The 13,796-nt window shown below is 57.1% G+C and carries 13 protein-coding genes and 1 tRNA gene; 7 read left to right on the top strand and 7 right to left on the bottom strand.

The window, feature by feature from the left end; all coding sequences use genetic code 11:
- Positions 1-11: 11 nt before the first annotated feature.
- The 6 genes from AC2FH0_RS12710 to AC2FH0_RS12685 form a co-directional block, all read right to left on the bottom strand.
- Complete coding sequence (locus AC2FH0_RS12710; RefSeq protein WP_142634713.1) at positions 12-416, bottom strand: DUF2160 domain-containing protein; 405 nt, start codon at positions 414-416, stop codon at positions 12-14.
- Positions 417-424: 8 nt separating this feature from the next.
- Positions 425-1,222: a carbohydrate ABC transporter permease gene (locus AC2FH0_RS12705; RefSeq protein WP_142634711.1), complete on the bottom strand. Its 798-nt coding sequence runs from the start codon at positions 1,220-1,222 to the stop codon at positions 425-427.
- A complete protein-coding gene (locus AC2FH0_RS12700) occupies positions 1,219-2,082 on the bottom strand; it encodes a carbohydrate ABC transporter permease (protein WP_142634709.1) in 864 nt (287 codons plus the stop codon). The genes AC2FH0_RS12705 and AC2FH0_RS12700 overlap by 4 nt, the downstream gene beginning before the upstream one ends.
- Positions 2,079-3,155, bottom strand: a complete 1,077-nt coding sequence (locus tag AC2FH0_RS12695; RefSeq protein ID WP_496702196.1) for an ABC transporter ATP-binding protein — start codon at positions 3,153-3,155, stop codon at positions 2,079-2,081. Before AC2FH0_RS12695 ends, AC2FH0_RS12700 begins: the two co-directional genes overlap by 4 nt.
- A gap of 1 nt (position 3,156) precedes the next feature.
- Entirely contained in the window at positions 3,157-4,206 is a 1,050-nt protein-coding gene (locus tag AC2FH0_RS12690; protein ID WP_496690812.1) for an ABC transporter ATP-binding protein, read from the bottom strand.
- Between the two features lie 62 nt (positions 4,207-4,268).
- Positions 4,269-6,008, bottom strand: a complete 1,740-nt coding sequence (locus AC2FH0_RS12685) for an ABC transporter substrate-binding protein (protein ID WP_496789474.1) — start codon at positions 6,006-6,008, stop codon at positions 4,269-4,271.
- 319 nt (positions 6,009-6,327) lie between these two features.
- Here AC2FH0_RS12685 and AC2FH0_RS12680 point away from each other — a divergent pair, with 319 nt between their 5' ends.
- From AC2FH0_RS12680 to AC2FH0_RS12650, 7 genes are read left to right on the top strand one after another with little or no spacing between them, the layout of a single operon-like run.
- A complete protein-coding gene (locus AC2FH0_RS12680; protein WP_496789473.1) occupies positions 6,328-7,689 on the top strand; it encodes a V-type ATP synthase subunit B in 1,362 nt (453 codons plus the stop codon).
- Complete coding sequence (locus AC2FH0_RS12675) at positions 7,667-8,272, top strand: V-type ATP synthase subunit D (RefSeq protein ID WP_496689803.1); 606 nt, start codon at positions 7,667-7,669, stop codon at positions 8,270-8,272. Before AC2FH0_RS12680 ends, AC2FH0_RS12675 begins: the two co-directional genes overlap by 23 nt.
- Positions 8,269-10,065 carry a V-type ATP synthase subunit I gene (locus AC2FH0_RS12670; RefSeq protein ID WP_496708833.1) on the top strand — a complete coding sequence of 599 codons (1,797 nt, stop codon included), beginning with the start codon at positions 8,269-8,271 and terminating at the stop codon, positions 10,063-10,065. The genes AC2FH0_RS12675 and AC2FH0_RS12670 overlap by 4 nt, the downstream gene beginning before the upstream one ends.
- Positions 10,062-10,505 (top strand): ATP synthase subunit C, encoded by a 444-nt coding sequence (locus tag AC2FH0_RS12665; protein WP_281972343.1) that lies wholly within the window; start codon positions 10,062-10,064, stop codon positions 10,503-10,505. Before AC2FH0_RS12670 ends, AC2FH0_RS12665 begins: the two co-directional genes overlap by 4 nt.
- On the top strand, positions 10,505-11,182 hold the full coding sequence (locus AC2FH0_RS12660; RefSeq protein ID WP_142634693.1) for a hypothetical protein: 678 nt from the start codon (positions 10,505-10,507) through the stop codon (positions 11,180-11,182). Before AC2FH0_RS12665 ends, AC2FH0_RS12660 begins: the two co-directional genes overlap by 1 nt.
- 1 nt (position 11,183) lies before the next feature.
- Positions 11,184-11,876: a hypothetical protein gene (locus AC2FH0_RS12655; RefSeq protein WP_496706418.1), complete on the top strand. Its 693-nt coding sequence runs from the start codon at positions 11,184-11,186 to the stop codon at positions 11,874-11,876.
- On the top strand, positions 11,873-13,714 hold the full coding sequence (locus tag AC2FH0_RS12650) for a V-type ATP synthase subunit A (protein ID WP_496789471.1): 1,842 nt from the start codon (positions 11,873-11,875) through the stop codon (positions 13,712-13,714). The genes AC2FH0_RS12655 and AC2FH0_RS12650 overlap by 4 nt, the downstream gene beginning before the upstream one ends.
- Before the next feature lie 5 nt (positions 13,715-13,719).
- Here AC2FH0_RS12650 and AC2FH0_RS12645 read toward each other — a convergent pair.
- Positions 13,720-13,794: transfer RNA gene (locus AC2FH0_RS12645), tRNA-Glu, on the bottom strand.
- Positions 13,795-13,796: the final 2 nt, after the last annotated feature.

Here is a 13,796-nt window from a genome sequence, read left to right as displayed (position 1 = left end):
TTTCGCAAAGCTTAAACTTTCCAGAACACGAAAACGCCCCAGCCGATGGACAGGAACAGCGGTGTCCAGACCGGTTGCCCGACTAGCCCTAACCAGGCCAGAAAAATGTAAGCTGCCCCAAGCAATGTGATGAACAGACGGTCGCCCAATGTGGTGGTCAAGCCCAGAACGCCGCGCCGTTCAATCCCGTCGCGGTATTTGAACCCTTCCAGCAGACCGATCAGCGCGATGGCTGAAAAGATGCCGACAAATACGGCCAGGGTCGCCGGTGTCCACGCCATCCAGAAATCCGGCCACAAGGGCGCGGTCCAGGAAAACTCTTTTTCTTCGGGCTGACCCACACTTCCCCACCCGGCCTGTGCTTGCGCCAAGGCCGAACCGGGGATCAGAAAGGGGATCAAAAGCAGTTTACGCATATCGAACCTCATACACGCCCCATCGCGAAACCACGCGCGATGTAGTTGCGGACAAACCAGATGACGATGGCGCCAGGGATGATGGTCAGCGTCCCGGCGGCGGCCAGCAGGCCCAATTCGTACCCGGCGCTGGACGCGGTTCGGGTCATTACGGCAGCGATGGGTTTGGCCTCGACCGCTGTCAGAGTCTTGGCCAACAGCATTTCGACCCATGAGAACATGAAGCAGAAGAATGCCGCGACGCCTACGCCCGCTTTGATATTTGGCAGGAATATCGTGACGAAAAAGCGCGGAAAGGAATACCCGTCCACATAAGCGGTTTCGTCCAACTCCTTCGGGATGCCACGCATGAACCCTTCCAAAATCCACACCGCTAGCGGCACGTTAAACAGCGTATGCGCCAGCGCCACCGCCAGATAGGTGTCAAACAACTGGATTGACGAATAGAGCTGAAAGAACGGTAAGGCGAACACCGCAGCCGGTGCCATCCGGTTGGTCAGCAGCCAGAAGAACAACTGCTTGTCCCCTAGGAACCGATAGCGTGAGAACGCATAGGCCGCTGGCAGGGCGACACAGACGGAAAGTACCGTGTTCAGCGTCACATAGGTGATCGAGTTGATGTAGCCCCAATACCACGTCGGGTCTGTGAAGATCGTGATGTAATTTTCCAGCGTAAAGGTCTGCGGGAACAGAGAAAAGCCCGACAGGATCTCGTTCGTGGTCTTGAAGGACATCGCCACCAGCCAATAGATCGGCAACATCAGGAACGCGATATAGAGGATCGGGATGAGGGAGCGCTTTTTCATTCGGCGTCATCCTTTGTCATCAGAGTGTAGAAGACCCATGAGACCAGCAGTGTGATGGCGAAATAGATCAAGCTCATCGCAGCCGCAGGGCCAAGGTCGAACTGTCCCAGCGCGATCTTTACAAGATCAATCGACAGTAAGGTGGTCGAGTTTCCGGGACCCCCGCCAGTCAAAACGAAGGGTTCGGTGTAGATGTTGAAACTGTCCATGAACCGCAGCAGGATGGCGATTGTCAGAACCGTCTTCATCTTGGGTAACTGGATATACCGGAACACTGACCACGGGCTTGCACCGTCGATCTTGGCCGCCTGATAATAGGCGTCCGGGATCGAAACCAGGCCCGCGTAGCACAGTAGAACCACCAGCGAAGTCCAGTGCCAGACATCCATGATGATGACAGTGATCCAGGCCGACAATGGTTGCTGTGTCATGTCATAATTGATGCCCAGCACGTCATTCAGAAAATACCCCAGCAGGCCGATTTTTGGCAGGGTAAAGATGTTCCACATCGAGCCGACTACGTTCCAGGGGATGAGCATCGGCAGAGCCATCAGCACCAGACAGACCGGCACCCAAAAGCCTTTGCGCGGCATCGACAGGGCGACAATGATGCCCAGCGGCACCTCGATGATCAGGATCATGAAGGTAAACAGGAACTGTCGCCCCAAAGCGGCCTGAAAACGGTCGGAGCGCAGGATTTGTTCGAACCATCCCAGCCCTTCCCAGAAGAACTGGTTATTGCCGAAGGTCTCCTGCACCGAGTAGTTGACCACTGTCATCATTGGCACCAGCGCGTTGAACGCGACCAGTGCCAGAACCGGCAGGACAAAGAACCATGCTCTTTGGTTTATTGTTCTCATTGGGCCCGCTCCTGCGTTGCAATCCAGCCGTCGCGATAGACGCGGGACTGCTCGGGTTTGAATTGCAGAAAGACCATCGAGCCTTGTTCGGGGGCATTGTGTTCGGTGACGGCCTTGATCGGCGTGTTCCCAACCATGGCACTGACCACGTAATGGCGCCCGATATCGGCCACTTTGGTGACATGTGCCGGTATGCCGGATTGGCCGAAGCCTACATATTCCGGGCGTATTCCCAGATCGGTGCGACCACCTTCACCATGGGTCGGACCTTCCAAGGCCACCTCATGCCCTTCGAAAATAGCGCGATCGCCCTTGGTATCGCAGGGCAACACATTCATGCCGGGCGAGCCGATAAAGTGACCAACGAATGTATGCTGAGGCCGCTCGAACAGTTCAACCGGCGTACCGATCTGAACCACTTCTCCATCCTGCATGACCACGACTTCATCAGCAAAAGTCAACGCCTCGGTCTGGTCGTGGGTGACGTAGATCATTGTGGCTTTTACGCGCTGGTGCAGCTCTTTCAACTTGGACCGCAGTTTCCATTTCAGATGCGGGTCGATCACGGTCAGCGGCTCATCAAACATCACCGCATTCACGTCATCGCGCACTAGTCCGCGCCCCATCGAGATTTTTTGCTTGTTGTCCGGGCTCAGGCCAGAGGCTTTGGTGCCCAGCATATCCGTGACATCCAGCATTTCGGCAATCTCATCAACACGCCGCTTAATGGTTGCCGCGTCAACGCCCCGGTTTTTCAGAGGAAAGGCTAGGTTCTCGCCTACGGTCATCGTGTCGTAGATCACTGGAAACTGAAAAACCTGCGCAATGTTGCGCTGATCAGGGGGCAGGGCGGTCACGTCGCGGTCATCAAACAGGATCTGCCCCTCAGAGGGTGTCAGCAGGCCCGAGATGATGTTCAGCAGTGTAGACTTGCCGCAGCCCGATGGCCCCAGCAGCGCATAGGCCCCACCATCGCGCCAAGTGACGTCGATTTCCTTCAGCGCATAATCTTCGGGGCCTTGCGGCGATGGCATATAGCTGTGTCGAAGGTTTGAAAGCTTGATCTGTGCCATGTCAGGCCACCCTTTTGCCGTCTTGGCCGAAATACCGGCAATGGGCCGGATTCATATAGAAACTATGGTCTTCGCCAACCTGATAGGGATGTACGCCCGCCGCCAATGAGACCCATGCGTCGTTCCCATGTTGGAAATGCGCACTGGAGTCAGATCCGGATAGCTCGGTCACGATCACACGCCCGGTCAGCTCTACATCTGCGTCCGATGTGCGGAATGGCGTCACGCGATGCGGGCGTACCGCCACTGTGTATTCACCGTCTGCGATGCCGGTGACGGCCCATCCACCGCCCCCTGCAAGTTGCGCCTGCGCACCCGAGACGGTGATATGCGCGACGTTGATGGGCGGATCCGAGAACACACGTGCGGCAGCGATGTTTTCCGGATTGCGGTAGATATCAGCGGTTGGCCCAAATTGGGTGACCCGGCCGTCTGCCATCAGAGCGGTATGACCACCGAGCAGCAATGCTTCTTCCGGTTCTGATGTCGCATAGACCACAACGGCCCCGCGTCCGGCAAAAAGATCAGGAAGTTGCTCGCGTAGCTCTTCGCGCAGTTTGTAGTCCAGATTGGCAAGGGGTTCATCAAGGAACACGGCCCGGCTTTCCTTGGCAATCGCGCGGGCCAAAGCGGTGCGTTGTTGTTGCCCACCCGACAGCTCGTGCGGGCGGCGCTGCAGCATCGGACGCAGTTGCAGCAGATCAGCGGCCTCTTCCACGCGGCCTTCGATTTCGCTTTTCGCCATGCCTGCCACGCGCAGGGGCGAGGCAATGTTGTCGAAAACGCTCATATGGGGGTAATTGACGAAAAACTGGTGCACCAGACTGATCTTACGCTTCTGCGTATTCAGCCGAGTCACGTCCTGACCGTCCATCAGGACTTTGCCTGTGGCGATCGGATCCAGTCCAGCCATCATCTTGATCAGTGATGTTTTCCCGGAACCGGTGGCACCCAGTAACACATTGAAATGGCCTGTTTGCAGCGTCAGATTCGTGGGTTTGATATGGATGACGTTGCCGACCCGTTTGGTCGCGTCTTGAAGTTCGATCATCTGGTGTTCTCTGGGGGTATTTGGGGGTAGGCCGGGTCTGAGCCCGGCCTACGAGTTTACGCTTACTGGGACTGCCAGCGCTGAACCAGTTCGTCATAGTTGACGGTCTGGCCTTGCGGCTTTTCGTTCTCCAGCTTGGCTTTTGGCGAACCCGGCTTTTCCAGCCAGAAGGACGCATCCTGCGGCTCGTTCAAGCGCGGACCACAACCGCCGTAGACACCGGCGCTTTCATCCGCGGCCTGCATCCGGCCCATTGTGATGTCCATCTCTTCGGCCAGACGATCCATCGCTTCTTGCGGAGTGAAGGCACCCGAGTTCACGTCACCAATCTGCTGCCACCAGATCTGGGCCAGCTTCGGATAATCCGGCACGTTGATGCCGGTCGGCGACCATGCCACGCGGTCAGGTGAGCGATAGAACTCGACCAGACCACCCAGCTTGGGCGCGCGTTCGGTGAACGACTCGTGGTTGACCGAGCTGTCGCGAATGAAAGTCAGACCCACATGGGACTTCTTCACGTCGACCGTCTTGGATGTCACGAACTGGGCATAGAGCCAAGCCGCCTGAGCACGATCCGTAGGGGTCGACTTCAGGAAGGTCCAGGATCCCACGTCCTGATACCCAACCTTCTGACCATCTTCCCAATAGGGGCCATGCGGGCTCGGCGCCATCCGCCAAAGCGGTGTGCCTTCGTCGTCGACGGTGTTGTTGCCTTCGGACTTCGGCTTCACCATGTCGGCGGTAAAGGCGGTGTACCAGAAGATTTGCTGGGCCACGTTGCCTTGGCTAAGCGCCGGCAGCGACTGGTAGAAGTCATAAGACGCGGCACCTGGAGGCGCATAGTTGCGCAGCCATTCGTCCCATTTGCGGATCGCATAGACCGCAGCTGGACCGTTCGCAGCACCACCGCGCGACACAGATGCGCCAACAGGGTTACAGGTGCCCGCTTCCATGCGGATGCCCCATTCGTCAACGGGGATACCGTTCGGCTCACCCTTGTCGCCAGCACCAGCCATCGACAGCCAAGCGTCGGTCATACGCCAGCCAAGGTCAGGCGCGCGCTTGCCGTAATCCATGTGGCCATAGATCGCGGTACCGTCGACTTCTTTCACATCGTTGGTAAAGAAATCGGCGATGTCTTCGTAAGCGGACCAGTTGACCGGAACGCCCAGATCATAGCCGTACTTCTCTTTGAACGCGGCTTTGTTTGCCTCATCGTCGAACCAGTCCTTGCGGAACCAGTAGAGGTTCGCAAACTGCTGATCAGGCAGCTGATACAGCTTGCCATCCGGACCGGTGGTGAACTGAATGCCCATGAAGTCATCCAGATCCAGCGTCGGAGAGGTCGTGCCCGCCCAGTCGCCACCCATCATGTCGGTCAGCGGATACGCCAACTGCAGACGCGAGTGGGTGCCGATCAGGTCACTGTCGTTCACGTAGCCGTCATACAGGTTCCGACCTGTTTGCAGCTGGGTTTGAACGGCTTGAACTACTTCGCCTTCACCCAGAATCTGGTGATTGACCTTGATGCCGGTAATTTCTTCGAACGCCTTGGTCAGAACCTCAGATTCGTAAGAGTGCGTAGGGATGCCTTCGGACAGGACGTTGATTTCCATGCCATTGTAAGGCTGTGCAGCTTCGATGAACCATTGCATCTCGGCCATCTGTTCGTCTTTCGACAGGGTCGATGGCTGGAATTCGTCGTCGATCCAACGTTGTGCTGCGGCTTCGTCGGCCCAAACGGGACCGTGCCCCGCAATGACGGCAGCCGCCGCCACTGCGGAAAGTAGATGTCTCCGCATCTGTTTCCTCCCAAAGATAATGTGATCCGGCGCAGACCGGATGACGATCAGCATCAGCGATTTGCCTCCTGCGTGTCAAACTAAATTTTTAGTAATTGAGGTGATGGCCGGGATAAATTTCTGAAAATGAATTGATTTATATCATGTTTTAAAGCACCATTTGCCCATTAATTTCAGTTCGCAGACCCCTTGAATGCAGGGTCGCGCGCATGGTTTTTCGGCAGACGCTGTGATGTGGGTCGATTTGAAAAGCAGACCTTTGTGACCGTTTGCTGCACGATTTGAGTTCAATCAAGTTTTCAGGCTATGAGGATCAGAAATGTCCCGAAGTCTTCTGAAATTTACCCGCGTTCTCGAGATCGTGGGGGATACGCTAAAGATAAAAGTTCCGAGTGACGGGTCCGCTGACGCGACGGTGCGTTTCAACGATCTGGCCGTGATCGAAACTGTCGATGGGCACAGAACGCTGGCGCAAGTCATCTTCATCGACCGCGATGTGATAACCTTGCAAATGTTCTCGGGTACCAAGGGGATTTCGACCGAGGCGACAGCAACGTTCCTTGGTCATCCGATGCAAACCCCGTATTCGGCCAATATTCTGGGCCGGGTGTTCGACGGCGCAGGCGAGGCGATTGACGGCGGCCCGGATTTGTCTGCCGAACCGCGCATCGACATTGGGGGACCAACGGTGAACCCGGTTGAGCGGTCGGTTCCCGACAAGATGATTCGCACGGATGTGCCGATGATCGACGTGTTCAATACGCTGGTCGAAAGCCAGAAGATCCCAATATTTTCGGTATCCGGCGAGCCGTTCAACGCGTTTCTCAGCCGCATCGGCATTCAGGCGGATGCGGATATTGTTGTGTTTGGCGGGCTAGGGCTGATTTTTGACGACTTCCACACGTTCAGAACCTCGTTCGAGGATGCGGGCGTGTTCTCGCGGACCGTGATGTTCGTCAATCAGGCCATGGACCCGTTGGTCGAACGCCTGCTCGTGCCGGATATGGCGCTGGCCGTTGCCGAGAAATTCGCTGTGGAAGAGGGCAAGCGTGTTCTGGTCCTGCTGACGGATATGACCGCCTATGCCGATGCGATGAAAGAGGTTGGGATCAGTCAGGAGCGCGTCCCATCGCAGCGTGGATATATGGGCGATCTCTACTCGCAACTGGCACGACGGTATGAGAAAGCTTGCGACTATGCCAAGGGTGGATCGGTTACTGTGCTGACTGTCACAACCATGCCCGGGAATGACGTGACGCATCCGGTGCCGGACAACACCGGATATATCACTGAAGGCCAGTTTTACCTGCATTCCGGGGTGATCGACCCGTTCGGCAGTTTGTCGCGCCTCAAGCAGAATGTAATCGGCAAGACCACGCGCGAAGACCACGGCCAGATCATGAACACGATGATCCGGTTCTATTCCGAAAGCCGAGATGCCGCGCAGAAACAGGCCATGGCGTTTGACCTATCGGATTATGACAACCAGTTGCTGAAATTCGGCGCTTTGTTCCGCAAACGCTTTATGGACATCAACGTCTCGATCCCGCTGGAGGATGCGCTAGATCTGGGATGGAAGACACTTGCTGAATGCTTTGCCCCCGAGCAGTTGCTGATGAAGCAGGATCTGATCGACAAATACTTCCCAAAGGATGCACATGGCGCGGTTGCAGCTGAATAAATCGTCGCTTGCACGCGAGCAGACGCAGCTGAAAAGCTATGAGCGGTTCTTGCCGTCTCTGGACCTGAAGCGTCAGCAACTGATGGCTGAACGGGCCAAGGCACGTAAAAATGTGCAGCACCTGCAGGAGGAGGTGACGCGCTTGGCACAGCAGGTCGGGGAAAAGCTGCCCATGCTGGCGCAACAAGGTGTCGACCTGGAAGGGTTGGTCGAACTAAAGGATTACCGGCTGAAGAAGGTCAACGTGGTTGGCGTTACCATGCCCGATCTGGACCGAATCGAGGTCGCGGTACGTCCGTATTCCCTTTTGGCCAAGCCACATTGGGTGGATGCAGTGGCGCGTTTGTTGCATGACATGATCGAAGCCCGATTGCGCGTGAAAGTGGCCGAAGAAAGGGTCAGGATTTTTGACAAATCAGTCGCCACGATCACCCAGCGCGTCAATCTGTTCGAGAAGGTGTTGATCCCGCGCGCCAGGGCCAACATCAAGAAAATCCGCATCTATCTGAGCGATGAACAGATGCAATCCGTTGTGCGCTCGAAAATCTCCAAACGCAAACATGCGAAGGAGGTTGCGGCATGAGTGTTGCAAGGCTGAAAAAACTGTCTTTGGTCGGCCGTGCCGCGAACAAGGGGGACACTCTGGGCGCGCTGCAGACATTGGGATGCATGCATGTTTTGCCTTTGGCACCGCCGCCGGCAGAGCCAGAGCGGATCAATGAGCGTGGTGCCCGAGATGCGTATAAAGCATTGCGGTTTTTGAAAGAATCGTCGGAAACGCGCCGTCAGGTTCGGCGCGATTCTGGTTTTGATATGGACCAGTTCGTCGGTGAAGTCCTGGACTTGATGCAGCGCATACGGGATATGACCGACCACCGGGATTTTTTGGCCCACCGGATCGCTCAGGTGCGCCCGTGGGGAGATCTGGATTTTCCGCCGAGTGATGTGTTGGCAGGCAACCGGCTTTGGTTCTATCAACTGCCGCTAAAGCACCGTGAGGCACTGGCGGAGCTTCAGTTGCCCTGGGCCATCCTGCAAGAGGATCACCGGTTTCTCTACGCCGTTCTGATCGCCCCGGAAGATCCCGAAGACGACATCCTTCCAGTGCCGCGCACCCATACGGGTTCGTTGCCCATTCACGAGCTTGAAGCTCAGCTGGAAGAGGCCGAAATCGCCATTGAGGCGCTGGAAGCCGAGCGTATCGGGCAGACCCGTTTTCTGACGTTGATGCGGCGTAATCTTGCCGCCGCCGAAAGCGCAGCAGAACTGGCTCATGCCACGCAAAAGGTCCGCGACGAAGGCGAAGTGTTTGCCCTGCAGGGTTGGGTGCCCAGCGATCAGGTCGAGGCTGTCCTGGACATGGCCAATTCGCAGAACGCCGCTGTTTTGATCGAAGACCCGGGCCCGAACGAGATGCCTCCGACGCTGCTTGAGCAGCCGGAAAATCGCAGTGCAGCAGTAGACCTTGCCCTGTTCTATCAGGTTCCTGGGTACCGAGAATGGGACCCCAGCATAATCGTGTCCGTCTCGTTCGCGATCTTCTTTGCGATGATCGTTGCGGATGCCGGCTATGGCCTGGTTATCCTGCTGGGGCTGTTGGCCTTCTGGAAACGTCTCGACAATACACCGGCGAAAAGATCGTGGCGGCTTTATGGTTTGATCATCTCGGGCGCGACGGTCCTGTACGGGATTTTGGTTGGAAGCTATTTTGGCGCTTCCCCGGCCTCGGGCACGATCTGGGGGAAACTCAAGCTGTTGGACCTGAACAATTTCGACTCGATGATGATGATTTCAATCGTGGTCGGTGTTCTGCACCTGATATTGGCGAATGCGCTTGCAGCACGCGCGTCTTGGGGGCGGCGCAGTTCCGTTGCCAATCTTGGCTGGATCGCGGTGTTGATCGGCGGGTTTATACTGTGGCTGAGCTATATGAAAGGCGGACCAACTGCACCGGGGGCCGCGATCATGATCGCTGGGGCCTTGGCGATCCTTCTGTTCACCAGCGAGCGCGAGATTGCCAAACCCTCTGACTGGCTGTGGCGCCTGATAGAGGGCGTGCAGGGGTTGGCCGGGGCGATGGGGGCCTTTGGCGATGTGCTTAGCTATATGCGCCTGTTTGCGCTGGGGCTGGCCTCGGCTTCGCTGGCGATCACGTTCAACGATCTGGCGGTCTCGGTGATGCAGTCCCTGAAAGGGCTGGGCCTTCTGTTCGGAGTGTTGATCCTGATCGCCGGGCACATCCTCAATTTCGCGCTCGCCATGATGAGCGGCGTCGTTCACGGATTACGTCTCAATTACATCGAATTCTTTAAATGGGGTCTGCCGGATGAAGGCATCGTCTTTCGCCCGTTCGCCCGCAAGGAGGTTCAGGAATGAATGAGCTTGTACTTACATTGGGCTGGTTGGGAATCTATGCCCCCATGGCGCTGGGCGCCGCAGCAAGCGCGATTGGCTGTTCCATTGCTGGACAGGCCAGTATCGGAGCGATGACGGAAACCGAAGGCGGGTATGGCCGGTTTATCGGCGTGTCGGCCTTTCCATCGACGATGGTGATCTACGGCATCGTCATCATGTTCACGCTGAACCGCGATGTGACGCCTGAAAATGCAGGCGGGCTGTTCGGGATCGGTATCCTGTCGGGCATCGCCCTGATGTATTGCGGCATCTGGCAGGGAAGGGCCTGTGCTGCAGCGATTAACGCAACCAAGGAAAAGCCCGAGATTTTTGGCCTGGCACTTGCGCCGGCTGCAATCATCGAGGGCTTTGGCGTATTTGCCTTTGTCTTTGCTTTGGTCATCAGCGCGGGGATTAGCTGATGGCACAGGACGGGATGATTTCGCATGGGGTGGATGCGCTGATCGACAAGCTGCGCAGCGATGGTGTGGCTGCCGGTCAGGCCGATGCAGACAAGCTGCGCGCTGATGCCAAAGCCGAGGCGGCCAAAATTCTTGCCGATGCCAAGCGCGACGTAGATGAGTATCGGAAAAAGGCCCGTGCCGAGGCGGATAATTATCGCACAGCCGGAGAAGAGGCGCTGAACACAGCGATGCGTGATGCGGTGCTTACAATGAAGGCCGGTCTGACAGATCGATTTCGCAAGGATGTTGAACGGCTGGTCACCCAAGAAATGACTGATCCTGAACTGCTGAAACAAATGATCCTTGAGGTCGTCGGTCGCGCCGCGTCAGACGCCAGACTGGAAGGGCCCGCGCAGGTCATACTGCCCCCCAGGGTCGCCACTCAGGATGACATCAAACAGAACGCCGATGATATTCAGTCGGGAAAGCTGACGCGTTACGTTCTGGGACTGACGGCTGAAATGCTGAAGGAACAGGTTGAGCTGCACAGCGCGGATGACACCCAGAATGGCATCCGCATCCGGGCTGATGAACAGGGGGTTGTTCTGGATCTGACCGATAAGGCCGTCGCCTCGTTGTTAATGGAACATTTGCAGCCGCGCTTTCGTGCTGTTTTGGAAGGTGTGATCCGGTAACATGTCGGACCCTGACGCCTATATCGCGCTGATCAGCAGCCTGCCGGGCTCGGAACGGTTGTTCATCGCCAAACAACCTCCACTGTCGCGGCTCAGGCTGGACCGGCGCTTGCGGGCGCTGACACCAGCGGATGCGCGGGTTCTGGAGGTAATGGAACACGCTCTGAACTGGAACAACTATGATATGAACACCACGGATGCACAGACCATTGAGCGATGCAAAGAAGCGCTCCGGCACATTTCACAACCGACCTTGCGCAAGCTGTTCATGGAACGGATGGATTTGAGGACGGCGGTTGCCGCGCTGCGCCTGCGCAAACAGGGGGGTGCTGCACCTAGTGGCGTCTATGGCATTGGACGCTGGAGCCGACACATTCCAGCCAACTGGGGCGACCCTGCCTTTCGGCTGGAAACCCCAATGCCCTGGATCAAAGAAGCCAAACACTTGCTGGATGTCGATGACCCCCTGGGGCTTGAACGGTTGCTTTTGTCGGTCAGCCATAAGCAACTGAAACGCTACGCCGCGCGCCATCTGTTCGATTTCGAAGCCGTGGCGATTTATGTTCTGATCTGGAATATTTTTGATCGCTGGGCGCAAAGCAATGCGCGTGACGCGGCAACGCGCTTTGAGAAACTGGCGCAACACGCCATGGCAAGTGCGATCGACTTGGATTTCGAGGGAGTAAGCGCATGACAGCCCCAACCTCCGCCACGCAGACCTCTACTGCCCGCGTCGTCTCGGTACAGGAAGGGCTGGTACAAATTCAGGCGAACCCTGATGCCACAGGCCATCCCGGACAGCTGGTCAAGAATGAGGTCGTTTTCATTCTGCCCACGCGGCCCGGCCCCGGTGGACGTCAGGAACGTCTGAAAGCCGAAGTGTTACGGGTGCGGGGCGACACTGCCGATGTGCAGGTTTACGAAAGCACTGATGGCGTCGCCGTGGGCGACCCGGTCGAACAATCCGGGCAGCTGCTCTCGGTCGAACTTGGTCCTGGGCTGTTGGGGCAGGTGTTTGACGGCTTGCAGTCGCCTTTGGCCAAGGTGGCGGCAGAATTCGGAACCTTTCTGCCGCGTGGGGCGGACGTGGCGCCGCTGGACACTCAGGCAAAGTGGTCGTTTACCCCATCGGTCAAGGTGGGCGACACGGTCACTGCAGGCGACAGCATCGGGACGGTGCCCGAGGGGCATTTTACCCATAAGATCATGCTGCCCTTTAACTGGGTTGGGGATTACAAAGTCATTTGGGTTCAGAAGGGTGCGGCCATGATCCATGATATCGTGGCGCGGCTTGAAGATGCACAGGGGGGTGAGCACACGCTGACCCTGTCGCAGAAATGGCCGGTACGGCGGGCTTTGCCGGAAAACGTTCTGAAACGCACCTTGTCCGAGCGGCTCTATCCGACCGAACCTGTCCTGACCTCTCAACGCCTGATCGACACGTTCTTTCCGATTGCCCGCGGTGGGACGGCCTGTATTCCTGGTCCGTTCGGCGCAGGCAAGACGGTGCTGCAGAACCTGATTGCACGCAACACCAAGGTGGACATCGTGATCGTGGTGGCCTGTGGTGAACGCGCGGGTGAGGTTGTCGAGACGATTGCGGAATTCCCGAAGATGACCGACCCGACCACTGGCGGCAGTCTGATGGACCGGACGATCATCATCTGCAACACCTCCTCGATGCCCGTAGCTGCACGCGAGGCGTCGATCTTCACCGGGATCACTCTGGGTGAGTATTACCGCCAGATGGGGTATGATGTGCTGCTGATCGCGGACAGTACCAGTCGCTGGGCTCAGGCCATGCGCGAGACCTCCGGCAAGCTCGAAGAAATTCCGGGGGAAGAGGGCTTTCCCGCCTATCTCGAAAGCTCGATCAAGGGGTTGTACGAACGCGCCGGAGCGATGAAGACCAATGATGGGGACACCGGCAGCCTGACCCTGATCGGGACCGTGTCACCGGCAGGTGGGAACTTTGATGAACCGGTCACGCAATCGACGCTGTCCACGGTGAAGTGTTTCCTCGGCCTGTCGTCCGAACGCGCCTATAAGCGGTTCTATCCTGCGGTCGATCCGATGCTCAGCTGGTCGCGTTATCTGGAACAGCTCTCAGACTGGTACGACACCAACGCCGAGGCCGGATGGACGGGCAAAGTGCGCGACTTGCTGGCATTGATCGAAAGGGGCGAACAGGTTGACCAGATGATGCAGGTGACCGGCGAGGAAGGGGTCACGATCGAGGATTTTGTGACTCAGCAAAAGGCGCTGTTTGTCGACATGGTCTATCTGCAGCAGGATGCCTTTGACCCGGTGGATGCGTCGGTGCCGCTAGAGCGTCAGAAGATGACGTTCAAACTGGTCTATGGCGTCACTCAATCCACCGCGCAGTTCGCCGACAAGGCCGAGGTACGCCAGGTCTTCACTCAGCTTACGGGATTGATGAAGAACTTCCACTATGCCGCCGAAAACACGCCGGAATTCAAATCCGTCTGGGCGCAAGTACAGGCCCTGTGTCAGGAAAAGTTCGGAGTGTGATGAAGTGGTAGCCCGTAGGGGAATCGAACCCCTCTTTCCAGGTTGAAAACCTGGCGTCCTAACCGATAGACGAACGGGCCAC

It is taken from the genome of Ruegeria sp. CDSC051 (genome assembly GCF_059610665.1).
This window is presented reverse-complemented; position numbering and strand designations above follow the sequence as displayed.

Bases quoted from the DNA above. Each gene is read 5' to 3' on its own strand.
- AC2FH0_RS12710 (WP_142634713.1), bottom strand. From the start codon at position 416: ATGCGTAAACTGCTTTTGATCCCCTTTCTGATCCCCGGTTCGGCCTTG.
- AC2FH0_RS12705 (WP_142634711.1), bottom strand. From the start codon at position 1,222: ATGAAAAAGCGCTCCCTCATCCCGATCCTCTATATCGCGTTCCTGATG.
- AC2FH0_RS12700 (WP_142634709.1), bottom strand. From the start codon at position 2,082: ATGAGAACAATAAACCAAAGAGCATGGTTCTTTGTCCTGCCGGTTCTG.
- AC2FH0_RS12695 (WP_496702196.1), bottom strand. From the start codon at position 3,155: ATGGCACAGATCAAGCTTTCAAACCTTCGACACAGCTATATGCCATCG.
- AC2FH0_RS12690 (WP_496690812.1), bottom strand. From the start codon at position 4,206: ATGATCGAACTTCAAGACGCGACCAAACGGGTCGGCAACGTCATCCAT.
- AC2FH0_RS12685 (WP_496789474.1), bottom strand. From the start codon at position 6,008: ATGCGGAGACATCTACTTTCCGCAGTGGCGGCGGCTGCCGTCATTGCG.
- AC2FH0_RS12680 (WP_496789473.1), top strand. From the start codon at position 6,328: ATGTCCCGAAGTCTTCTGAAATTTACCCGCGTTCTCGAGATCGTGGGG.
- AC2FH0_RS12675 (WP_496689803.1), top strand. From the start codon at position 7,667: ATGGCGCGGTTGCAGCTGAATAAATCGTCGCTTGCACGCGAGCAGACG.
- AC2FH0_RS12670 (WP_496708833.1), top strand. From the start codon at position 8,269: ATGAGTGTTGCAAGGCTGAAAAAACTGTCTTTGGTCGGCCGTGCCGCG.
- AC2FH0_RS12665 (WP_281972343.1), top strand. From the start codon at position 10,062: ATGAATGAGCTTGTACTTACATTGGGCTGGTTGGGAATCTATGCCCCC.
- AC2FH0_RS12660 (WP_142634693.1), top strand. From the start codon at position 10,505: ATGGCACAGGACGGGATGATTTCGCATGGGGTGGATGCGCTGATCGAC.
- AC2FH0_RS12655 (WP_496706418.1), top strand. From the start codon at position 11,184: ATGTCGGACCCTGACGCCTATATCGCGCTGATCAGCAGCCTGCCGGGC.
- AC2FH0_RS12650 (WP_496789471.1), top strand. From the start codon at position 11,873: ATGACAGCCCCAACCTCCGCCACGCAGACCTCTACTGCCCGCGTCGTC.